Here is a 22037-nt window from a genome sequence, read left to right as displayed (position 1 = left end):
GCACTGGCCGATCGCGTACTTCCAGCCTGGGATTAACGCCACCGCGTGGCATAGGCAGCTCTCGCTAATGCGGCGACGCAACAATGCGGCAAGCCGGATCGCTCGCTCTCCGGGCGACCGGCACGGGGCATCGCCCACTTGGTGATATAAGCAATGGCGCGGAGAACCGCCCGCGCACGCATATCAACCGCCGCGGCATTCACAGCGACAGCGCTTTAACTTGATCAGGCGCGAGACTTCGCGGTGAATAGGTTCTGGGTTGTTGGCGGCGCGTTCGCCATGTGTGCAAGATGCGTCGCCGAATACGGAATGCGCAAGACGCGCGCTGCCAGCATGGTCGCTTCACCATGCCATTGCGCCGACCGCGACCCGATGACTGCATCGCCGGTGCCGGCATGATTGAGTGTGAAAGTCAGAACCGAGCCGGCCCGGTCGATCGAGACCGGGTGCGGCAAAGATGTGTTATCCAAGTTGTCTCCTGCTATATGATTATTTTATAGTTATTGTATACAGGGTATTCACCGAATAACAGAATGTCAATGGCCGCTGCAACGAAAGGCACGCCGGCGGGAGAAACCGTCGAAGGGCTGGACCAAGTGCTCGATGCCATCGGCCGCAAATATCACGCGCGGATGCGCACGGTCGATGCATCCAGCGACTCGCTCAGCGACGCCCTGGCGGTGCCTGCTGAGCGGGAAGCGATCGTGGAAGGCGTGCTCCCGCCGGGAAGTCGGCTCTCGGAGGTGCAGTTGGCGAAGCAGTCGGCTCTTCACATACTTACGCCAACCATTCGAGTCCTTTCCTGGCGCCCCCTCTTCAAGAGAAACAAAGCACCCCGTTAAGCCTTAGCGCTTCACGGGGGTTTTTGTTGCCCATAGTTCCCTTGCGTTCCGCTAACAAACGACGCTCAGATCTGCGCTCTCCCCCCGTCGACGAAGAGTTCGATGCCCGTGACGAAACTCGAATCGTCTGAAGCGAGAAACAAAGCCGCTTTGGCAACTTCGTCGGCTTGCCCCATGCGTCCCATCGGGATGGTAGATAAAATCCTCGCAATAGCGTCCGCAGGCTGCTGACCAATGATCGGCGTATCAATTGGCCCCGGACTCAGTACGTTTGAACGGATGCCACGGTCCTTCAACTCCACAGTCCATCCTCGTACGAAATTGCGGATAGCGGCCTTGGTCGCGCCGTATACCCAGAAGGCATGCGTCCCCTTGGCGCTCGCGACGGAGCCCGTGAGAATGATCGATGCACCGTTGTTCAAGAGCGGCAGAGCCTTTTGGACGGTGAAGAGCACGCCCTTCACGTTGGTATTGAACAGTTTGTCGAAATGCGCTTCAGTAATATCGTCCAACGTGGCGAACTCAGCGATGCCAGCGTTGGCGAAGACGATGTCGATTCTTCGCCCTGTCGCGTTGACGCTCTTATAAAGACGATCAAGATCATCCAGATTGGCGACGTCTCCACGGATGCCGGTCACATTGCCCCCGATGGCCCTCACGGCTTCGTCAAGCTCCCTCTGGCGACGGCCGGTAATGAAGACGTAGGCGCCCTCGGCGACAAAGAGCTTCGCGGCGGCGAGGCCTATGCCTGACGAGCCGCCGGTGATGACAGCCACCTTTCCCTGCAACTTATCCATAGCAACTACTCCGTTGATTGCGAATACCGGTTGGCACCTCTGGGCTGACGGCCAGTTGCCAAAAAATCACCGGACGTCATGTCGGTCACATCGTCAAAATGACTTTGCCAAACGGCCGATCCTCTATCAGGTGACGCAAGGCTTCACGCGCTTCAGCGAGCGGGTAGACCCGCTCGACGATCGGCTTGACTGATCCGCTTACGACTAACGGAATGATGTGCTGCCACGCAGCGGCGATCGCGGCCGGTGACTGGGCGAACAGCGAGAAGCCGGCCATCCGCGCGCGCTTCCAGATGAGGTCCGTGACATCGATCGTGGTTTTGCGGCCAGCGGAGTAGCCCAACGTGATCAGGACACCGCCGTGCCCCAGGCTGCTCAACGCCTCACTCGTCACAGCGCCGCCAATGCTCTCGATGACAATATCGACGCCCTTGCCGGCCGTTATTCGACGAACGCCGTCAGCGAGACCTTCCTCGGTGAGGTCAATCACGTCCTCCAAGCCAAGCTCGCGCGCTCTTGCGGCTTTCGCCGCGCTGCCAGCCGTGGAGATCACCTTGCCGGCGCCCTGCGCCCGTGCGAGCTGATAGGTCGCGTTGCCGACCGACCCGCCGATTCCCGGCGCCAGCACTGTCATGCCCGGCTTGAACCCGGCGTCTGTGAGGCTGATCTGTGCGGTCAGATAAGCCACCGGAATGCTGGCCGCGACGACGTCGCCGATCGCGTCAGACAGCGCCAGATGTTCCGGTCTCACCAGCAGCCATTCCTGCCATGTACCGTTCTCGCCAACGCCGTAGGGCCCGGTGAACATCACGCGGCTTCCCGCCGCGAACCCGGAGTCGCCTGCGTCCTCGATGACACCGGCGCCCTCATTGCCGAGCACAAGCGGCGCCTTGGCTCGAGGGTGTCCACCCGACAGGAGCGTGTAGTCGAGGGGAGTGACACCGGCAGCCGTCACACGAACCAGCACCCTGCCCTTCGCCGGTTGCGGCTTGGGCAATTCAATCTGCCGCAACCCGTCATAGCCCGAAAAGGTTTCCGCTTCGATCACACGCATGGGTATATCCTATAAAGTAACAGACCTGTAACTTTCATACTAGGTACCCATCTGTTACTTTGTCAATCAGAAAATCTGAATCAAAGGAGTTTGCGGATATGAAGGCAGGAGCCCGACCCCGGCGGGGAGCCCCGCCCAAGGGCGAAGTGAGCGCGCGAGAGAAGATCCTCGCGACGGCAAGCGATCTGTTTTACCGCGAGGGCATACGTGCCATCGGCGTCGACACGGTCGTCGAGCAATCCGGGGTGTCGAAGACGAGCCTCTATCGGGTATTCGACTCCAAGGACGCTTTGATCTGCGCTTTCGCCGCCGAGAAAGATCGGTTGTTCTGGGCGTGGTGGGATGACGTTGAAAAGAAGCACGCCGATGACCCGCGCGCTTTGTTGGAGGCACTGCTATCTGGAATCGCGAAACGGATTGCGCACCCCGCCTTTCGTGGCTGCCCCTTTCTTAATCTGATGGCAGAGTTTCCTGACGACAAGCATCCTGGCCGGGTTATCGCTCGAGACAACAAAGAGGAAATGCAGGCGAGGCTCGCAGCGATCGTCGCCAAGCTGGGCGTTAGTGATCCCAACCGCACCGCGTCTCAGATAGCGCTGGTCATCAACGGCGCGTATGTCACTGGTTCGATAGCGGAGTCGGGCAATCTGAAGGGCGACCTCATTGATGCCGCCACGAAGCTGTTGGCCTAGTCGAACGCGATTACTTGCTGGAATCGGTTCTTGCCTCGAATGCGTGGACGACGGCCGCCATGTCGGATTGCCCGTGCCCCAACGCCAGGGTCTCGCCGAATAGCGCGTAGCAGACATCCAATAGCGGTGACGCGACTCCGCCTGCTCTGGCTGCATCCGCAATCAAGCGATTGTTCTCCAGCACATTGACGATCGACGCCTGCACTTCTTCGAAATCGCGTGTCACCAGCTTGTGTATTTTTACGCGCGAGATGCCGCTCGCCATCTGACCAGCGTCGACGATAGTGCGGAACTGCTGCATGTCGAGGCCATATCGTTCCGCAAAATGCGCCGCTTCCGCAAGGCCGGTGACCGTGGTCATTAGAAACAGGTTGACCGCGAGCTTCATGAGAAGCCCGTTCGGAACCGGGCCGCACATCATCGTCTGCTGGCACATTGGCTCGAGCAGAAGGCGGACGCTTTCGATGGCCGCGTCTTCGCCTGCCAGCATCGCCAGGAGCTGCCCCGCTTCGGCGGGCTTGCGCGAGCCCGAGACGGGCGCTTCCACGTAGCTGCCGCCGGCTTTGCGAATGTCGGTGTCGAGTCCGCGCGAGTAGTCGGGCGAGGTCGTCCCCATATGGACGATCGCGTGGTGCGCAACGTTCGCGCCGAACTGCGATGTACCGCGACCGAGGACAGCGTCGATTGCGTCGCCATCGACCAGCATCAGGAATACCACGCGGCTTCGTTTAAATATTTCGGCAGGACTCGTCGCGACGGTTGCGCCCGCGGCTCGCAAAGATTCGCATCTGTCAGCAGAGCGATTCCAGACAATGAGTTGTGTTCCTGCGCGGGCCAGATTGAGCGCCATGGGCTGTCCCATGATGCCTAAGCCAATGAAACCGATGTCCATGAATATCCCGCCTTCCGGTATCAAGACGAATGGTGTGTCCGGCGCGGCACGACCATGTTCACGACATGCACGAGCACGGGCTCGTCGTCCTGGTTCAGCGTGGTCGTTCGGAGCTTGATCAGGCCCTGCTCCGGACGAGACTTTGACGGTCGCACCTCGATCACCTCGCACTCGACCCGCAACTCGTCACCGGGGCGCACGGGCCGGGGCCAGCGGCACTCGTCGAGGCCGGCGCCAATGAAGCCGCCAGCCGGCTTGAGTTCGGTCTCGATCATCAACCGCATCGTCACGGCGGCGGTGTGCCAACCGCTGGCGGCCAGACCACCGAAAATCGAGTGGCGCGCCGCCGCCTCATCGAGATGGAAGGGCTGCGGATCGAACTCGGCAGCGAACGCGAGCACCCGCTCCTTGTCGATGCGCAGCCGCCCAGAGCCGAACGTCTGCCCCACTGCAAAATCTTCCAGATAGCGCTGCTTGTTCAACTGATCCATGACCTGCTCACAATAAAGTTACTGACCTGTAACTAATTTTTATATTACGGACAGGTCTGTTACTTTGTCAAGCAAGAAATCGGAACGAGGAGCATGCAAGCATGTCCTCCCCTGCTATGCCCAAAACGCATGCCGCCCTTGCTTATAAGGTCTTTGTCGCACCCGTCACGGAAACCTACAATCGTTGCAGCACCATAGATCGAACGTTTGTACTGCAAATCTATTTTCTGATTCTGTGACGCGGTGAATCGCTCACGCATACCCTGGGAAATCAAATGTCTGAATTAGCCAAAAAAGTGGCACTCGTTACCGGTGGCTCACGCGGCATCGGTGCGGCAATCGCAAAACGTCTGGCCGCGGATGGAGCGAGTGTGGCCTTTACATACTCGAAGAACGCAAGCGCGGCGTCGGCAGTGGTCAAAGAGATCGAACTCAATGGCGGAAAGGCTATTGCAATCCAGGCGGACGCTGCTGACGTCAAAGCTGTCGAAGCCGCGGTCGAAAAAACTTTTGCGACCTTCGGCCGGCTGGATGTGCTGGTGAACAATGCCGGCACGGCCATTCCGAAACCGTTCGAAGACACGACGCTGGAGGAGATGGATAGAGTAATCGACATCAACATCCGCGGCGTATTCGCTACCACCAAGGCTGCGCTGAAGCGTCTGAATGATGGTGGCCGCATCATCATGATCGGTTCGGCGGTGGGCGAGCGTGCTATTGCGCCAGGGCTCGTGCCCTACGCAGCCACGAAAGCGGCCGTCAGGATGTTCACCCAGGCGCTGTCCAGAGAGTTGGGAGGCCGGGGGATTACGGTCAACAACGTCCAGCCAGGACCGATCGATACAGACCTGAATCCCGCCTCAGGCGACTGGGCGGTGCCGCAGAAGGCCGCCACAGCGCTCGATCGCTATGGTCGCGCTGAGGAGATTGCCGCAATGGTAGCGTTCGTTGCCGGGCCGGAGGCCTCGTACGTTACTGGGACGAATCTTACGGTTGATGGTGGGATGAATGCCTGAAACCGTGGGCACGTTCGGTGTATGGATTTGAAGAAGCTCAACGTCCGAGCGGACGCAACGGAGAGTTGATGAGCTAACGCAGTTGGCTCTCCGTTAAAGATCCCGCAAATGGAGAGACTCGAAATCCTTTTTGCTGGAAGAGGAGGAACTGAAGCCGTCATCGCCACCACTACAAGACCAAACGAAAATGCGTATGACCGAGCGTCGCTGCTTCGTGGCAGCTACGCTACGGATGCTTGTTTTTCGGCCGCTATCGATCTGCAGCGGGCGAGTAGATGGTCGATTCTGGAAAGAAACAAACTCAATATCGGCGAAGTGTTGGCCTTGCTATAGCCGATGACCAGGTCGATAGTCGGCGGTTTAACATCAAGTGGACGGCTTGTCACCGACGCGGGAAGGAAATTCCTCGCGTAACACGGAAGCAACGCGAGACCGCGTGTCGATGCCACCATTGACACCGCCATCGCGAGGTTATCCACTTCGTAGCTTGCACGAATGTCCAGACCTGATTGCAGGACAAACTCGTCGATGACGGTCCGCACAGTAGGGGCAGTGTGCGAAACGGTGATGAACGTCTCGCCAACGAACTGCTGAAGAGCGATCTTTTCGCAAGCCGCGAGAGGGTGATCACTTGGCAAAACCACCACCAATGGCTCCTTGACAACAAGCCGGTACTCCAGGTCCGGCACGTTCGGCTCCGGCCGCATGAATGCGAGGTCGAGCTCGCCTTTCACCAGGGCATCGCGAAGCGACGGCGAGTATTGGCTGGAGACCGTAACCTCAATTTTTGGGAGTTCGTCGCGGAGAACCCGCATCGCCTCCGGCAACCACTCGATCTCCTGCCCAGTAAGGAATCCAAGCGCGAATACGGGCTTTAAACGATGCGCCGCCCGTCGAGCCGCTTCAATGGCGGATTGCGCTTGCGCTAACGTTCCACGAGCGTGCTCGAGGAACGCCTGACCTGCCGCTGTCAATTCAACTCCGCGGGCGCCGCGTATCAGCAAATCAACGCCCACCTCCTCTTCAAGATCGCGGATCTGACGGCTGAGGGAGGGCTGGGCCGTATGCAGCCGCTGTTCGGCCGCCGTCGTGAAGCTACCCGTCTCCGCAACAGCGACAAAGTAGCGAAGATGTCGAAGCTCCATTGCTCTCTCCCCATGCCTGCCGAATATGGCTCCAGATATACAAAGTCTTATTCCGGGCCGCCGAAACATTCTACGCTTAAGCCTAATTTGAGTTTCAACCCGGAATTGATCGCGAATTTAGCCGGGTGACGCCATGCGAACCCGAGCAGCAACGGCTAACCCATACCTCCAAGGACTTAACGTGACGAATCGTGTTGTTTTAATTACCGGCGCCCTGACGGGAATCGGCCGAGCCGCGGCGTTCGCTTTTGCGAACGACGGCGCACGGGTGGTGGTTTCTGGTCGCAGGGCGGCCGAGGGCAAAACGTTGGAAGAGGAATTGCGCCGCCTCGGTGCCGAGGCCGAGTTCGTTATTGCTGACGTACGTCGCGAAGACGACGTGAGTGCCCTGGTGGACAAGGCGATGACGCGCTTCGGCCGGCTCGACGTCGTCGTCAACAATGCGGGTGTCGAGGGCAAGCCAGGCCCCGTTACCGATGTATCTGCCGACGCCTACACAGCCTTGTTCGACACCAACGTGCTGGGAACGCTGTGGGGACTGAAACACGCTTTACGCGTCATGCAGCCGCAGGGCAGCGGGAACGTCATCAACATCTCATCGACGCTCGGAGAGCGCGGCGGCGCCAATCTCTCGCTCTACGCGGGCAGTAAGCACGCTGTCGAAGGGATCACGAAGTCCGCGGCGATCGAGGCCGCTGCTTACGGTGTCCGCGTGAATGCGGTGGCGCCTGGACCGACCGAGACAGCAATGCTGGACCGCCTCACTGGCTCAACCGACAAGCGCGCGGCGTTCTACTCCGCGGTACCGCTCAAACGCGGCGCCACGCCTGAGGAAATCGCCGATGCCGTCGTCTTTGTCGCATCAGACAAGGCAGCCTTTATCACCGGACAAATCATCAGAGTAAACGGCGGCAAGACGGCGAGTTGAAGATAGTCGATTCGATTTTGACGCGCCTGGAAAGCGCCGCTGTCCACGTTATTTACAGGAACCTGTATGTCAAAGCTTTTCTCACCGATCCGCATCGGCGCAATCGAACTGTCGCACCGTGTGGTGCTTGCGCCGCTCACGAGAATGCGGGCGGGCGTCCCCGGTAACGTGCCGGGCGACCTGATGGTCACATACTACGAACAGCGTGCATCTCAAGGAGGGCTTCTGATAGCGGAGGCTGCTTTCATCACGCCAGCCGGGAATGGGGGTTATGGATCACCTGGAATCTATACCGACGAACAGGTGGCAGGATGGCAGAGAATTGTCGACGCAGTGCACGCGAAGGGTGGACGGATCTTCCTGCAACTTTGGCACGTCGGGCGACAATCGCATGTCGACCTTCAGCCAAACGGCCAGGCGCCGATTGCGCCGTCCGTAACCAATGCCGAAGTTCGGGCGCTTCTAGCGAGTGGCCCCAGTGCCGCGTCTGCCCCGAGAGCAATCGAACTCTCCGAAATACCGGGACTTGTTGACGACTATCGCCAAGCGGCCCGACGAGCGAAGGAGGCCGGTTTCGACGGTGTGGAACTACACGCCGCGAATGGCTATCTCATCGACCAGTTTCTTCAGGACAACTCCAACTTACGTACAGATGCATACGGTGGCTCTGTAGAGAATCGCGCCCGCTTCCTCCTCGAAGTTGTCGACGCCGTGGCAAGCGTCTGGGGCGCTGATCGCGTCGGTGTTCGCATTGGACCAAGCAATAAGTTCGGTGGCATGGGCGACAGCTCGCCAGCAGTGACTTTCCCCTACGTTGCCCGAGCGCTATCGGCATACGGTTTGGCTTATCTTCATGTCATCGAACCGCGGGTCACGGGAAACGTCTCAGACGATTCGCAGAGCCCCGTGGCGGCCGGGCAACTCCGACCTCTATTCGGTGGTCCGGTGATCGCCGCTGGTGGGTTTGACGCAACCGGTGCTGAAGCAATCATCAGAGCGGCCGACGCGGACCTTGTCGCGTTCGGCAGGCACTTCCTCGCAAATCCGGATCTTCCGGAGCGGATGAAGCGCGATCTCCTCCTCAATCCCTACGACCGCGACACGTTTTACTACGGTGGGAAAAAAGGATACGCCGATTACCCTATATACGAGGCCAAAGATTGACCAAGGAGACCAGATGCGCCGGCTTTCGTAAGCTCGCAGCCAGCGAGGCCGACGCACCTGGATCAGAAACTCGAGAGCGACCCGAGCGTGACATTGGCCAGAGCACCTGGAACTAGAGAATGATCTTCGATCACCGTACTTACACCATCAAGCCGAACCGGCTCGCCCGATTTCTGGAGACCTACGAGCGCCTGGCGTTGCCGCTTCAGCGAAAATATCTTGGTGAACCCTATGGTTTCTTTGTGACCCATATCGGACCGCTTAGCCGGGTTGTTCATCTCTGGCAATACGATAGTTTGGCGGATCGCGAGCAACGCCGCGACGCCATGGAAGCAGATCCGGACTGGCAAGCATACCGGCGCGTCGCCCTAGAGGAAGACACACTTGTCGATATGGAAAATCTGATCCTTAAGCCTGCTCCCTTCTTCCAACCGCGCGCAGTCACAATGGATTAACAAAATGCCAATCGAAACGCCCCTCCTGTACGAATCCAAAGGTTCACCAAATGCTCGCCGTGTTCGTGTCTTTATCGCCGAGAAGGGTATTGAAATTGCACGAAGAGCGATTGATCTTGGTAGCAGGGAGCAATTTTCAGACGCCTTCAAGGCCGTGAATCCACGAATGCAGGTTCCTGCGCTGCAACTCGCCGATGGAACAGTTATCACGGAAGTGCTTGCTATCTGGCGCTATCTTGAGGAAGCCTATCCACACAAGCCGCTTCTTGGTACGACATCCAAGGACAAGGCACTCGTCACCATGTGGGAGCGACGCGCGGAGCTGGATGGCTTCGCCCCGGTCATGGAAGCGGTCCGAAATGCTCTGCCCGGATTGAAGGGACGAGCATTGTCGGGGCCGCACGATTACGAGCAGATTCCTGCATTGGTAGAGCGTAGCAAGCAGCGCGTGTCGAACTTCTTCGCAGATTTCAATGCACGACTCGATAGTGCCCCGTTTGTCGCTGGTGACGAATTCTCAGCTGCAGACATTACGACCCTCGTTACCGTCGATTTCGCGGCAAATGCTCTGAAAATGCCAATTCCCGAATCTCACCAATCGTTTAGGCGCTGGTACGAAAGCATCTCGTCCCGGCCAGCTTCGAGTGCATGATCGCGACATCGCGACATCGGGAAGGCTACTCGACCGTAGAAAAATCTTTTTACTTTGTCAGTGTTGGGTAAGTCCTGCTGGGCAAGTATGGGATTGCTGAACGCGGCCCGCTGGCCGCGTCTCGCCTAAGCGTGTTCTATTAGTCAGTCCGACGACCTTAGGCCAATGCTGCTTCGACTTGATGCGGACTGAAGGTTGACCGGGTCCCGTGCCGGCCGAAATCGTCGCCGCTTCCTCAAACAATCAACAGGAAATCTCTATGCGTTTGAAGGTCACTCCAAACGTCAGCGCCAGATACTGGGCGGCGATCATGCTTGCGAGCATCTGCGGAACGAACCTGGGTGACATCATTCCCGACGTCCTCAAGCTGGCACCGGCCAAAGGCCTGATCGTGCTAGCGCTTATGTTTGCAATATTGGTGCTTGTTGAGCGTGCAAGCGCCAAAGGCAGCGAAGCCTTTTACTGGATCGCCATACTCCTTGTGCGAGCGGCAGCAACCAATATTGCGGACTATTCGATAGACCATGCGCATCTCACCTACTTCGACGTTGTTACCACCTTGGTGGTCATCTTCATCGGAATTGTGATGCTACGACGTCGATCGACACTCGAACAAACAAAGGGCGCATTGCAAACAGACGGCTTTTATTGGCTGACCATGCTGATCGCGGGAACCCTTGGAACAGTAACTGCGGACGCAATTGGCCACTCCTTCAATTCAGTCAGGATTGGCGTCCCGATATCCGCGTCAATCGCAACGCTAGTACTGCTTCTGATCTTGATTGCGAGAGCACGCCTAATGAAGTTCGGTGCCACAAGCTACTGGGTGGCTGTCGCCGCCATCAGATGGTGGGGCACCAATGTCGGCGACATGTCGGCATTTTTTCTTTCGCTGATCCCAAGTGCTGCAATAAGCGGGTTTGCGCTCTCGGCCCTGTTGTCAGCTTCGGCCATCATTTCTTCATCCGCGACCAGGCGCCAGCTCGAAGAGCATTCGTAACACGTCCGCCATCGTCCGGATCGGCAGTGGGTGCCAGGATGGCACACGCCAAAATTACACTTGGGAGCTTACTCTAAAGATGGAAACAGTCTCGTCGAGGCGCGTCGCCTGTTCGTCGAGCGATTGCGCAGCGGCCGCCGCCTCTTCGACCAGCGCCGCATTCTGCTGTGTAACCTGATCGATCTGACCGATGGCAACGTTAACTTCCTCGATGCCATGACCCTGCAAATCCGACGCCGCAGCGATCTCCTCGACTATGCCTGCGACCCGGCGTATCGCCTGCTGCACCTCTGCGGTAGCGCGCCCCGCCTCTTGCGCCTGTTGCGAGCCCGCTTGAATCGTTGCTACTGATTGCTCGATTAGATCCTTAATCTCCTTCGCTGCAGACGAAGAACGTTGCGCAAGACTGCGCACCTCCGCCGCGACAACCGCGAAGCCCCGCCCTTGTTCGCCCGCACGCGCCGCCTCAACCGCCGCATTCAGCGCGAGAATGTTGGTCTGGAAGGCGACTCCTTCGATCATCGATATGATTTCCGCGATCCGTGAGGAGCTCGACGCGATTTCATTCATCGTGTCGACCATCCGTTCAACCGCCCTATTTCCTTCATCAGAAATTCGCGTCGTGCTGATAGCAAGCGCGTTGGCCTGCCGCGCGGCGTCGGCGTTTTGCTGCACTGTTGCCGTGAGCTCGCCGAGATTGCTGGCCGTTTGTTGCAGCGACGCGGCCTGCTGTTCGGTACGCGAAGACAAATCGAGGTTGCCGGCGGCAATCTGTTTCGACGCCACACCGACCGCATCGCTCGATGAACGCACCTCGGCGACAACGCCGGCCATCTGCTCAAGCAGGCTGTTCAATGCCGTTGCCGTGTGACCGATCTCGTCCATTCGCACAACGCTTGCGCGCTGCGAAAGATCCAGTGACTGGCTGACCCGCTGAAGCGTTTCCTGCATCTGACGCATACCCAGGCTGATAAGCGCATAGAGGCGGCTCCCCAGCACCCCGGTCACCACGAGTGCCGCGCCTGCAACGGCGAGCATCAGGCCGAATGCAAATCGGTACGCATTCGCGTTTTCTTCGCGCACGAGGTTACCGCGAGCGATGTCCTCGCTCAGATGCTCGTGCAACCCATCGTTCAGCGCCAGCGCAGCGTTATGAACGGCGCCGCCGTCGTGAAGCATTGCGAGGGCGCCATCGCGCTCGCCCACCTGCATCTTCTCGAAGAACGCTTGACGGGCGTCGCGATACGCGGTCATGCGGGTACGATCCGCTTCGAACAGTTTTCGATCGGCGTCGTCGGAGACTTCGTGAGCCAACGCGCGAGCAATCACGTCGTCAAACTGACGGTCTGATTCGGCAATTTCCCGTTTCATGCCCGAGCGGCTGGCATCGTCGACGCCGTCGACCACATAGCGGTAAACGGCAAGCCGCATTGCGGCAACGTTATCAAGCGCGGCCGATATCGATTTCAGGCTCGGCACCGTGCGCGTCTCCAGCCCTTCGATACGCTGATAGGACGCGCGAAGTTGCATTAATCCGTAGCCGCTAACCACCGCCAGCGCGAGCAACGCGCCACCGAGTGTCATAGCGAGCCAGCGAACAATCGTCATGTTTTTCATTATTTTTGCGTTTCCTGCGATTGCGCGCGGTGGATCCCGAGAGCATCCGTGTATAACGGCTCACCGCGGACGATTATTCAGCGTTGCCGGCATCAAATTAATCAAAAGGCCCGATAGATAAAAGTTATGTGTTGCGCACGAGCTGGCGCTGCTGTGCCGCTATCAACTTAAACCAACCCGCCTCCACGATTCCCGCGGCAATTCCGGGGCAATTCAATCGGCAGCAGGTCTGCGGCAAGCGCTCATTCGCCAGCCGGTTTGGCAATGGCGTCCAGTTGATAGAGTTCCAGCTTGCGATATAGCGTGCTGCGCGAGACACCCAATGAGCGGGCCGCCTGGGCGAGATTGCCATGCGCATCCTGCACTGCCCGGACGATGGCCAAGCGCTCCGTTTCCTCCAGACTGCCCGATTGCTTGTGCGCAGGCAGTACAACGCCGGCGGTACCGGTTTCGTCGAGCAGTTCAGCAGGCAGCTCGTCGAGCGTCACCGCCTCTTCGTTGGACGTCAGGAGCAGATTTTCGATGACGTTGCGCATCTCCCTGACATTACCGGGCCATGAATAAGCGCGTAGCACCGTCATGATGTCGTCGCTTAGTCGCCGCTCGGGCACCGCGTGGCGTTGCGCGAGTCGCCGGTTGAAAAACGCGACGAGGAGATCGATATCGATGTCCCGTTCGCGCAGCGGCGGAATGCGGATACGCGTCACGCTGATGCGGTAGTAGAGATCACGTCGGAAGTGTCCCGAGTCGACCTCTTCGCGCAGATTGCGATTGGTCATTGCCAGCAGGCGCACGTCGACGCGCCGCGGCTGAGTGTCCCCTAGCCGGTAAATGACGCCCTCCTCCAGGGCGCGCAACAGGACCGGTTGAAGTTCGAGCGGCATCTCTCCGATTTCGTCGAGACATAGCGTGCCGCCGTGAGCCAGTTCGAATCGGCCGGGCCGCCCTTCGGCAGTCGCGCCCGTAAAGGCACCACGCACGTGGCCGAACAACTCGCTGGCGATCAGTTCTTTCGACGCGGCTCCGCAGTTGTACGCGACGAAAGGCCCACCTCCTCCTTCTTCGCCATGGATGGCGCGCGCGAAGAGTTCCTTGCCGACCCCGGTTTCGCCCTCGATCAGAACCGGAACACGCCTGCGGGCAAGCTGACGACCGCGGTTGATGGCGGCCAGCATTGCTGCACTTTGTCCCTGGATCTGCGCGAAGCAGCTGCGCTGCGGATCGGCCTCGCCACTGCGCTCGGCGATCCGGGCGTTGATGGGCTGCGATCGCACAGGAACAACGAGCATGGCACCGATCGTGTTGCCATCGACCACAACCGGATTGAGCCAGTCGGCATGCAAACCTTTGGGCAGATGTTGCGCCCAGTCCTCCACCGCGGAAGTCTCATCCATACCGGGGAAGCGTTCTCCGATGCTGACCGGCAATGGCACCCTGCCGGTGGTATGCACAAGCCGCCCGGCCCGATCGATCGCGATCATCCCGGTGGCATCGGATGACGACAGGCGCTGCAGACAGAACGCCAGCAGGCGCATATGCTCGCGAGCCGCCTGTTCGGCCAGCACCATTTCAATCTGACGCGCGGCCGTTACCGCCAAGGTGAGGTTGTTGATCTGATAGGTGGAAGGCGGCCCGGAAATGTCGAGCACGCCGAGAATCTTGCCGGTGCCAGGTTCGCAAATCGGCGCCGCCGCGCAACTCCACGACTTGATCCCTTCGCAGAAGTGCTCGGAGCCGTGGATATAGCTGGGCTGGCCGGTGGCGAGCGTGGTGCCGATGCCGTTGGTGCCGGCCTGGCCTTCACGCCAGTCGCCACCCATCGTCAAATGAATTTTTTCGCCGGCCGCCAAGGTACGCAAGTCTCCTGCGGCCTTGAGAATCACACCATCCTGATTGGTGAGCAGCAGGATCGAATGCGAATCCGCAAAGAGATCTGCGGTCACCGTGAAAAGACGATCAGACGCCGCCAGCAACTCCCGGTGCCGCCAGCGCAGCGCCTCGACTGCGTCGCCGTGAACCGCGAACGGTGCCGATCCCGCAGTGGGATTGACCCCGGATTGCAGACTGCGTCGCCAGGAGTCGATCAGCGCCGAAGGCGCGGACGTGGACGGCTCGCCCGCGAGAAAACGCTCCCATGCGAGCATCGTGACCCGGTCTGAGTGACGGTCGTTCGCACGCTGCGCGTTAGCCACTACCCGGCGCAGAGCGGCCTGATTGCCAAGACCCGACATGGTGCTGAGCTGCTGTCTCGTCACAACTCTCCTCCTATGCGATGGGTCAGCTCGGAACCTGCTCTGCGGCTGGCTTCGGCGTGACTCGCAAATATGTCGCGGCGTGCTTTTTTGCTCGACTGCCAGTCAAACCCAGCGACGCGATCGCTGATTAGTATATGCCTGCATCGCGATCCATTCAGGCTGGCAAGCCAGGAATCGCAACGCCGAACGTTTGCAGTATCAGCACGACATTGAACAATAAGACCACGAATGCCGCCAGTGTGGCGATCACCGCGATGAACGCGCGATTTCTGTAGATGCCCATCACGTCCTCGCGGCAGGTGAACCATAGCAACGCGGCCATCGGCAGCGGCAACGCGAGGCTTAATACAACCTGACTGAGGACGAGCGCCTGGGTCGCATTGACCCCAAGCGCCACCACGACGAAACTCGGCACCATCGTGACGGCCCGGCGCAACCATAACGGAATGCGAAAACCCACGAAGCCTTGCATGATCATCTGACCCGCCATCGTGCCGACCACGGAACTCGATATGCCCGAAGCGATCAGCGACAACAGAAAAATCCCTGCCGCCCCAATGCCTAATAGCGGCGCCAGCGTGTGATAGGCCGTTTCGATCTCCGCCACCTCGGGATGCCCGTGATGAAATGCACCTGCGGCCATGATTACCATCGCCATATTGATGAGACCGGCGATGGCCAATGCAATGACGACCTCGATATTCGAGAATTTCAGCAACTTTTCCCGCTCGCGCTCCGTTCTCGCGGGTGCTCGCCGTTGCGTTAGTCCGGAGTGCAGGAAAAGCGCGTGCGGCATCACCGTTGCACCCACGATTCCGACCGCAATCGTGAGCGCATTCGCGTCGGGCAATTGAGGGGAAAACGTATGGGCCAGAACACTCGGCCACGCGATCGGCGTGATGAACAATTCGGCAAGGTAGGACAACCCAATGATGCCGACGAGCGCTCCGATCGCCAGTTCAAGAGGACGGAAACCGGCGCTCTCGAACAACAGCAGGCCGTAAGTCACTACCGCCGTGACCGCCATACCGGCGAGCAAGGGCATATGAAACAGTAACGAGAGTCCGATCGCGCCGCCGAGAAATTCGGCCAGATCGGTTGCCATCGCGGCAATTTCGCTTACACCCCACATGATCAGCAAGACGGGTTTCGGAAACCGTTCGCGACATAGCTCCGCGAGGTTTCGCCCCGTGACGATGCCGAGCTTCGCCGAGAGCGCCTGAAACAGCATCGCCACAAGGTTTGCCAACAGCACCACCCAGAGCAACGCGTAACCGTATCTGGCGCCCGCCTGAATATTCGTCGCAAAGTTGCCCGGATCCATATAGGCAACAGAGACCACCACTGCCGGTCCTGCAAACGGCAGAAGCATCAGCGCGCCGCGGCGGCGGCCATCCAATACCTCTCTTACCGCAAGCGTTGTGCGCTCGGTTCTCGTCGCCGGTCTGGCTGCCTTACGAACGCGATCGTCCAAGCTGTGGCTCCTTGCTCACGAAAATGACAGGAGTGCCCGATTTACCGGGCAGGCATGGCATTCACGGCATCGCACTGCTGATTGCACCGACTATGCCTCGCAACAGCGGAGCGGCCGCCGTGCCCATATCGGACATAATAATCAATGTACCGCAGAGTGTGATTGTCCACCCTGACGCGAGCTTGAGCAGGCGAATCGGGGACCGTGCACCGAGGTACCGAGCCGTCGTCGCGACGACATTGAATCGGGGAGCCGCGCCAATACCCATCGTTGTCTCCGTGTCTATTGATGGCCGCCCGAAACACGCCGACAGCGGCCGTTTTTTTGCCGGTCCTCGACCCGAAGACCGGTTGTAGGGGCACTATTTCCGGCCGAGCAATTCGGCGCCGGCGCCAAGCGCCGGTCCAGCGGTCGGATCGATCATGTCCGGCTTTTTGGCAACCAGTGTCTGGGTGGTCAGGATCAAACCGGCGACCGATGCAGCGTTGCGTACCGCGCTATAACTGACCTTGACCGGATCGATGATGCCCGCCTCCATCAGGTTGACGAACTTGCCCGTGCGGGCGTCGAGACCCACGCCCGGTTTCGCACGCACCGCCTCGGACACGATCGCCGCGCCGTCAAGGCCGCAATTGGTCGCGATGTGATAGAGCGGTTTCGTCAGCACGCGCTGCAGCAATCTGGCACCCTGTTGCACACTGCCGTGGGTCCGCGCAATCACGCCTTCGAGTTCCGCGGACACGCGCAGCAGCGCCATCCCGCCGCCTGGCACGATGCCCTCGGCAATCGCCGCGCGTGCCGCATTGATTGCATCCTCGATCAGGTGAAGCCGGCGCTTCTGTTCGACCGGCGTGGCGCCGCCGGCGAGGATCATCGCGGTACCGCCGGACAGCTTGGCGAGGCGCACCTGAAATTTGTCGCGTTCGACATTCTCCGGGGCCATCTCATACTGACGCGCGACCTGCTGACGGCGTGCGGCAACAGCAGCCGGATCGCCGCCGCCAGCGGTAATGATGGTCTGGTTAGACGAGATGCGCACCTGCCGTGCGCTGCCAAGATCGCGCAGTTCCGTGGTTTCGAGCTTGCCGCCCAGATCACGGGCGATCACCCGCCCGCCTGTGACGATAGCGATATCCTCGAGCATGGCCTTGCGCCAATGCCCGTACTCCGGCGGATGAATCGCCGCCACCGGCACCCCGCCATTGTCCCGCCACGCCAGCAGGGCCATGACACAGGCGGGGGCGACCTCCTCCGCAATGATCAGCAGCGGGCGTTTGCTGTGTGCGGCAAGCGCCTGTAGCGCCGCCACTTCCTCTGCCGACTGTAGCCGCTGATCGGTCATCAGAATGAGCGGATTGTCGAGCACCACCTGCATTCGTTCGATGTCCGTGACCATATGGTGAGAGAGGTAGCCGCGATCGAACGCCATCCCATCCACCACTTCAAGACGGGTTTCGACCGTCGTGCCGTACTCGACATCGACGATGCCATCCGGCCCCACCCGCTCGAGCGCTTCGGCCACCATCGCGCCGGTGACCTCGTCATTGGCGGCGACCACCGCCACGGCGCGCACCTCTTCGCTCCCGCGCAACGGTGTCGCTGCCCGCCTGAGCGCCGCGATCACCTCGTCTACCGCGATCTCCAGCCCCTGAACCAGTTCAACGGGGTTGGCGCCGTCCGCGAGACTGGTGAGACCCTCCTGGACCAATGCATCGGCCAGCACGGTGGCCGTGGTGGTGCCGTCGCCGGCGACTTCATTGGTCTGCTTCGAGACTTCGCGCACCACCTGCGCGCCGATATTTTCGAACGGATCTTCCAGCTCGATCTCGTTGGCGATGCTCACACCATCGCGCGAGATGATCGGCGTGCCAATCGGACGGTCGATGATCGCATTCATTCCGCGAGGCCCGAGCGTGCCTCTTACCGCTTTGGCCAGTTTGGCGACACCGCGGCCGAGCGCCATGCGGGCCTCGTCGTCGTGCAGCATGATATTCGGCATGATTCATCTCCTCCTGTTGGAATATTCTGGATTGCTACATTTCAAACCGATTCCGCGGTGTTGCCGAATTACGCGAGCCTGACAGCGCTCTTCCAATCGCCGAGCGGCACGAAATGCACAGGCTTGATCTCGACTTGCGGAGCGGCTGCGGCTGCGTCCGCCTCGCCGTACCGCGCCGCCAGCAAGCCGCGACACAACGCACTGTTGAATTCCGCATTGACGCCGACCCGCCGTAAGGCGCGCAAGTAGGCGCCAAGCCCGTCCGCATCGAGCAACGCACCGTGACTGTCGACGAAAGCTGCTTCGTCGGCCTGCGCAGCGTCAATGGCACAGCCTCTGACGACGAAGCGCCGCGCCAGGTAGCGTTCCACGAGTCGCCGGCTTGCGGAATCATCAGGCAAACCAGCGAGTTCCGCCACGCTCATGCGCACGAGCCGCGCAGGTTCAAGGCCCCGTTCGAGCAGCGACGTCAGGAGCGCTTCCTGTCGCCGCTGAAAAGCCTTGACCATGAAGGTCCGGCGGATGTCCTCGAGTTCACCGCTGGCCTCAGCGCCGAAGGTGTCCTGGAATGACCGCCCGGCCGCCACGCCGCGGTTGATCTCGTCGGCGTACATATGTTCGCCGACTCCGATCGTCACCTTCGTCACCCACGGTAAGCCCGCGACAGCAATGCGCATGTCGTCGGCCATCAGGAAGGCGAAGTTGGCGGCGCACCAGTACGTCGGCAGCCGGAAGCCAATCTGCACGCCGCCGCCGGCGTCCACCTCCACGCGGGTGACGAAACCCAGCTCGGTCACCGATTCGTCGAGTTCGGGATCGGCGACCGATGCGAGTTGCGCCCACACCTCGGCGGCCCGATCGACGGCGGCCGTTGCAGCTTTCGCGCTCGTGGCGGCCATGGTATTCATGCCCCGACCGCAGCCGGTTGCCGGACATCCTTCAGCAACTTCTTCTGCGCCTCGACGTCAATACCGTACAACCGCGCCGCGTTGAGCCCGAGAATCTTCTTTTTCGCCGTCAGCGACAGTTGCACGCCGGTTTCCTTGCTGACGGACTCCGGCAATTCGAAAGCCATGAACTTCTCGATCAGCCACTTGGGCGACCAGATACCGTAGTCGCTGCCGTAAAGGATCTTGTCTTCGCCGATCCAGAACAGCAGCTCCGAAATCACATGCGCGAAGTACTCCGGACGCGTGTGAATGAACGGCAACACCACCGCAAGACCGCCGTAGACGTTCGTCTCCTGGGTCGCGATCCAGCAGAAATCGTCCAGACGCGGCAGGCCGCAGTGCTCAACAATGAAGTTCAGGTTCTGGAAGCTGGTCGCCACATCGTCGACATCGGCAACGTCAAAAGCGTCGCGATTCAGCGGCAGGATCGTCGGCCCCTTATGGACGTGGATATTCTTGATGCCCAGCTTCTCGCAACGCTCGAGGTACTTCTGCACGCTCGGGTCCGACAGCTTGTAGCCCTTGCTGTCACCGCGCCACTCCGCCGTGTAGAGCTTGACGCCCTTGATCCCATACGTCTCGGACAGCTCGTCCAGATAGTCGAGTCCGGCCTCGCCGTCGCGCGGGTCGAACGCGCCGTTGACGATGAAACGGTGCGGATGCTTTTTCTTCAGCTCATAATTTTTCTCAGTCGTGTTGAATCCGTTCTTGTAAAAGTCCGTCAGGTAAGTCGGCTGGCAGATTGCCATGTCGTCGTAACCTTTGACAAACAGGTCGTCATACATGACTTCCGGGCCGTAGTTGTCGAACTTCTCCTTCGGCCACAAATACTCCTTGGGACTCAGGTTCGAGTGATACGCGTAAAAGCAATCGATGAACTGCTGGCCATGCACGTTCTTCAAGTTGGCCTTGCTGCCGTCCCATAGATGGACGTGTCCGTCGATGATGAAAATGTCTTCACCGTCCGTGGTTCGATACATGGCATGTGTCTCCGTGGTTGTTGCGAGAGGCGGCCACCCGTCAGAGTGGCCGGACGCCTCATCAGATAGCGGGCTGCACGATCACTCGTAGGCCATCGCGTCGTCCATGTTGCCGAACAGCACGACGGTCTCGTCATCGACCATCACCATCCGCCCATAGTGAGTCGAGGTGGATATCTCGAACAGATGCGGGGTCATCTCCCGGCCTAGTGCTTCGCTGATCTCGCCCATTTTGAATTCGATCTTGCCCTGCCCATCGATCCGGATCATGGCGGGCAGATAGGTCACCGTGATGCCGGGCTTATGGGTCATCAATTCGGCGATAGCACGAGCCTCGACGCTGTCGTTCATCGTGACGCCGCACTGATGGGAAATGGTCTGTTCGAAGCGAACATCTTTCATCGACTTGAAAATGTTGTCGTTGTGCACTGACATTGCGTACTCCTCTTCGCGGTTGGGTTGTGCGGTTAGCTTGCCCGGTCAGATCAACTGGGCAAGCAACCCGTCAGGCCTGGAGTGTCAGCGGAAAGTGGACGCCAATCTCTCTGGCGATCATCTCCGCCCGCTCGATCGAGCTGCTCAGGCAGTCATTGAACTGCGCCGTCTTCACATGCGGAATCGACCAGATCGGCTGCAGGTGCTTCGCGGCCGAAGCAGCAAGCGCACCGTGCTTCTCCAGCCACTCGCCGAACAGCTTCCGATTGGCCTCGCCGTGCCTCGGATCGTTGGCCAGCATGTGAAACAGTTCAACGGCATTGGCCAGATTGCGCTCGTAGTCCCCCTCCGCTGCGGACACGACCGTGGGCGTCAGGAAGTCGTTCTGCGAAGCGGCGACCTGCATGATGAAACCGCTGCGGAACAGGTCCGCCACCATCGGCTCGAACACGACATTCACCGCAAAGTACTTTTCGAGGAAGTCGGTGGCGCCGCCGATAGCCTCGACCGCGCGACGCGTTTCCTGCCAGATAGGATCGTTCAGCCAATGCTCCTTGCCGGCATCAAGATCCATATTCGCCAGGTCTAGTGCGATCTCACCCAGGTAGAGCGTCAGGTCCTGAGCGAAGCGCAGCTTGTAGGAGGCGTTGGTCAGGATCGCGCTATTGATCATCTGCGTGTAGCCGTAGCGCTGAGCGTGCATGGCGGCGGTGCCGAGACCGAACTCCGCATGTTTGTACGCGCCAAGATGCTGCTCCAGCACCTTGACCCAGGTCTTATCGAAGCGCTTCACCGCGCCCGAGCGCCGCGCGTTGTTGACGGCGCCCGTGATCATGCCGACGATCGTCGACTGACGCTGGTAGTGCGTGCGTTCCCACTCCTCGTCGACCGCGCGGAATTTATGCCAGTCCGTGCTTTTCACTGCCGTCCAGGTTTCCGAATAGGTCGGCGTACCATCTGCGAACGCGAGAATCCAGTCCTGAAGCAGATAGCGCTTCGGGTCCGGCTGGACGTCGACGGTCATGTCCTCGTAGTGGGTCGCCTTGCGTCCCTTCGGTTCGAAGTAGTTGTACTTGCGGCTCTCCGAGCCCGCAAACTGGGCCGCGCCGGCTGCGCCTGACTTCGTCGGTGCGACTTCCTGTAGCGACGTGCTCATGTTGCTCCTCCTTCCTCTTTCGGTTATCGGACTTTCGATCTGG

Annotated in this window: 22 protein-coding genes; 8 read left to right on the top strand and 14 right to left on the bottom strand. The window is 59.7% G+C overall.

All coding sequences use genetic code 11. From position 1 onward, the window contains the following. Nucleotides 1-224: 224 nt before the first annotated feature. Nucleotides 225-470: a hypothetical protein gene (locus BM438_RS01125; RefSeq protein ID WP_093632525.1), complete on the bottom strand. Its 246-nt coding sequence runs from the start codon at nucleotides 468-470 to the stop codon at nucleotides 225-227. A 69-nt stretch (nucleotides 471-539) separates the two neighbouring features. On the opposite strand from BM438_RS01125, the gene BM438_RS01120 reads away from it, so the two are divergent. Beyond that, nucleotides 540-842, top strand: a complete 303-nt coding sequence (locus tag BM438_RS01120) for a hypothetical protein (protein WP_244179209.1) — start codon at nucleotides 540-542, stop codon at nucleotides 840-842. Between the two features lie 65 nt (nucleotides 843-907). On the opposite strand, the gene BM438_RS01115 is transcribed toward BM438_RS01120, so the two are convergent. Beyond that, nucleotides 908-1639, bottom strand: coding sequence for an SDR family oxidoreductase (locus BM438_RS01115; protein WP_093632524.1), 732 nt, complete (start codon nucleotides 1637-1639; stop codon nucleotides 908-910). Nucleotides 1640-1724: 85 nt separating this feature from the next. Continuing rightward, a complete protein-coding gene (locus BM438_RS01110; RefSeq protein ID WP_093632523.1) occupies nucleotides 1725-2693 on the bottom strand; it encodes a quinone oxidoreductase family protein in 969 nt (322 codons plus the stop codon). Nucleotides 2694-2791: 98 nt separating this feature from the next. Between BM438_RS01110 and BM438_RS01105 the strand changes: the two genes are divergently transcribed. Beyond that, nucleotides 2792-3385 (top strand): TetR/AcrR family transcriptional regulator, encoded by a 594-nt coding sequence (locus tag BM438_RS01105; protein ID WP_093632522.1) that lies wholly within the window; start codon nucleotides 2792-2794, stop codon nucleotides 3383-3385. A 10-nt stretch (nucleotides 3386-3395) separates the two neighbouring features. On the opposite strand, the gene BM438_RS01100 is transcribed toward BM438_RS01105, so the two are convergent. After that, a complete protein-coding gene (locus tag BM438_RS01100) occupies nucleotides 3396-4277 on the bottom strand; it encodes an NAD(P)-dependent oxidoreductase (protein WP_093632521.1) in 882 nt (293 codons plus the stop codon). A gap of 20 nt (nucleotides 4278-4297) precedes the next feature. Beyond that, nucleotides 4298-4768, bottom strand: coding sequence for a MaoC family dehydratase (locus tag BM438_RS01095; RefSeq protein ID WP_093632520.1), 471 nt, complete (start codon nucleotides 4766-4768; stop codon nucleotides 4298-4300). A gap of 275 nt (nucleotides 4769-5043) precedes the next feature. On the opposite strand from BM438_RS01095, the gene BM438_RS01090 reads away from it, so the two are divergent. Further along, a complete protein-coding gene (locus BM438_RS01090) occupies nucleotides 5044-5784 on the top strand; it encodes an SDR family NAD(P)-dependent oxidoreductase (RefSeq protein WP_093632519.1) in 741 nt (246 codons plus the stop codon). Nucleotides 5785-6005: 221 nt separating this feature from the next. Here the strand turns inward: BM438_RS01090 and BM438_RS01085 are convergent, their stop codons facing one another. Then, entirely contained in the window at nucleotides 6006-6929 is a 924-nt protein-coding gene (locus BM438_RS01085) for a LysR family transcriptional regulator (protein ID WP_093632518.1), read from the bottom strand. 181 nt (nucleotides 6930-7110) lie between these two features. Between BM438_RS01085 and BM438_RS01080 the strand changes: the two genes are divergently transcribed. The 5 genes from BM438_RS01080 (at nucleotide 7111) to BM438_RS01060 (ending at nucleotide 11128) form a co-directional block, all read left to right on the top strand. Then, the gene (locus BM438_RS01080; protein ID WP_093632517.1) at nucleotides 7111-7857 is read left to right on the top strand and encodes an SDR family NAD(P)-dependent oxidoreductase; all 747 of its coding nucleotides are present in this window, start codon (nucleotides 7111-7113) and stop codon (nucleotides 7855-7857) included. Nucleotides 7858-7923: 66 nt separating this feature from the next. Next, nucleotides 7924-9021, top strand: a complete 1098-nt coding sequence (locus BM438_RS01075) for an alkene reductase (protein ID WP_093632516.1) — start codon at nucleotides 7924-7926, stop codon at nucleotides 9019-9021. Between the two features lie 119 nt (nucleotides 9022-9140). Beyond that, nucleotides 9141-9476, top strand: coding sequence for an NIPSNAP family protein (locus BM438_RS01070; RefSeq protein ID WP_093632515.1), 336 nt, complete (start codon nucleotides 9141-9143; stop codon nucleotides 9474-9476). Between the two features lie 4 nt (nucleotides 9477-9480). Then, entirely contained in the window at nucleotides 9481-10128 is a 648-nt protein-coding gene (locus BM438_RS01065; protein ID WP_208620592.1) for a glutathione S-transferase family protein, read from the top strand. A 259-nt stretch (nucleotides 10129-10387) separates the two neighbouring features. Beyond that, nucleotides 10388-11128, top strand: coding sequence for a COG4705 family protein (locus BM438_RS01060; RefSeq protein WP_093632514.1), 741 nt, complete (start codon nucleotides 10388-10390; stop codon nucleotides 11126-11128). Between the two features lie 54 nt (nucleotides 11129-11182). Here BM438_RS01060 and BM438_RS01055 read toward each other — a convergent pair whose 3' ends face one another. From BM438_RS01055 to BM438_RS01015, 8 genes are all read right to left on the bottom strand, one after another. After that, a complete protein-coding gene (locus BM438_RS01055) occupies nucleotides 11183-12745 on the bottom strand; it encodes a methyl-accepting chemotaxis protein (protein ID WP_244179208.1) in 1563 nt (520 codons plus the stop codon). Between the two features lie 242 nt (nucleotides 12746-12987). Next, nucleotides 12988-15000 carry a sigma-54-dependent Fis family transcriptional regulator gene (locus BM438_RS01050; RefSeq protein ID WP_341865724.1) on the bottom strand — a complete coding sequence of 671 codons (2013 nt, stop codon included), beginning with the start codon at nucleotides 14998-15000 and terminating at the stop codon, nucleotides 12988-12990. A 154-nt stretch (nucleotides 15001-15154) separates the two neighbouring features. Continuing rightward, complete coding sequence (locus BM438_RS01045; protein ID WP_093632512.1) at nucleotides 15155-16474, bottom strand: Nramp family divalent metal transporter; 1320 nt, start codon at nucleotides 16472-16474, stop codon at nucleotides 15155-15157. Nucleotides 16475-16835: 361 nt separating this feature from the next. Beyond that, nucleotides 16836-18473: a molecular chaperone GroEL gene (gene groEL, locus BM438_RS01035; protein WP_093632510.1), complete on the bottom strand. Its 1638-nt coding sequence runs from the start codon at nucleotides 18471-18473 to the stop codon at nucleotides 16836-16838. 68 nt (nucleotides 18474-18541) lie between these two features. Next, a complete protein-coding gene (locus tag BM438_RS01030) occupies nucleotides 18542-19381 on the bottom strand; it encodes a metal-sulfur cluster assembly factor (protein ID WP_244179207.1) in 840 nt (279 codons plus the stop codon). Continuing rightward, nucleotides 19378-20403, bottom strand: coding sequence for an amidohydrolase family protein (locus tag BM438_RS01025; RefSeq protein WP_093632509.1), 1026 nt, complete (start codon nucleotides 20401-20403; stop codon nucleotides 19378-19380). Before BM438_RS01025 ends, BM438_RS01030 begins: the two co-directional genes overlap by 4 nt. A gap of 81 nt (nucleotides 20404-20484) precedes the next feature. Beyond that, nucleotides 20485-20838 (bottom strand): MmoB/DmpM family protein, encoded by a 354-nt coding sequence (locus tag BM438_RS01020; RefSeq protein ID WP_093632508.1) that lies wholly within the window; start codon nucleotides 20836-20838, stop codon nucleotides 20485-20487. A 70-nt stretch (nucleotides 20839-20908) separates the two neighbouring features. Beyond that, complete coding sequence (locus BM438_RS01015) at nucleotides 20909-21994, bottom strand: aromatic/alkene monooxygenase hydroxylase subunit beta (RefSeq protein WP_093632507.1); 1086 nt, start codon at nucleotides 21992-21994, stop codon at nucleotides 20909-20911. Between the last annotated feature and the right edge of the window lie 43 nt (nucleotides 21995-22037).

The organism is Paraburkholderia aspalathi, assembly GCF_900116445.1.
Lineage (GTDB): Bacteria > Pseudomonadota > Gammaproteobacteria > Burkholderiales > Burkholderiaceae > Paraburkholderia > Paraburkholderia aspalathi.
The sequence above is the reverse complement of the archived record's forward strand: the minus strand, read 5'-3'. Positions and strand labels throughout refer to the sequence as shown.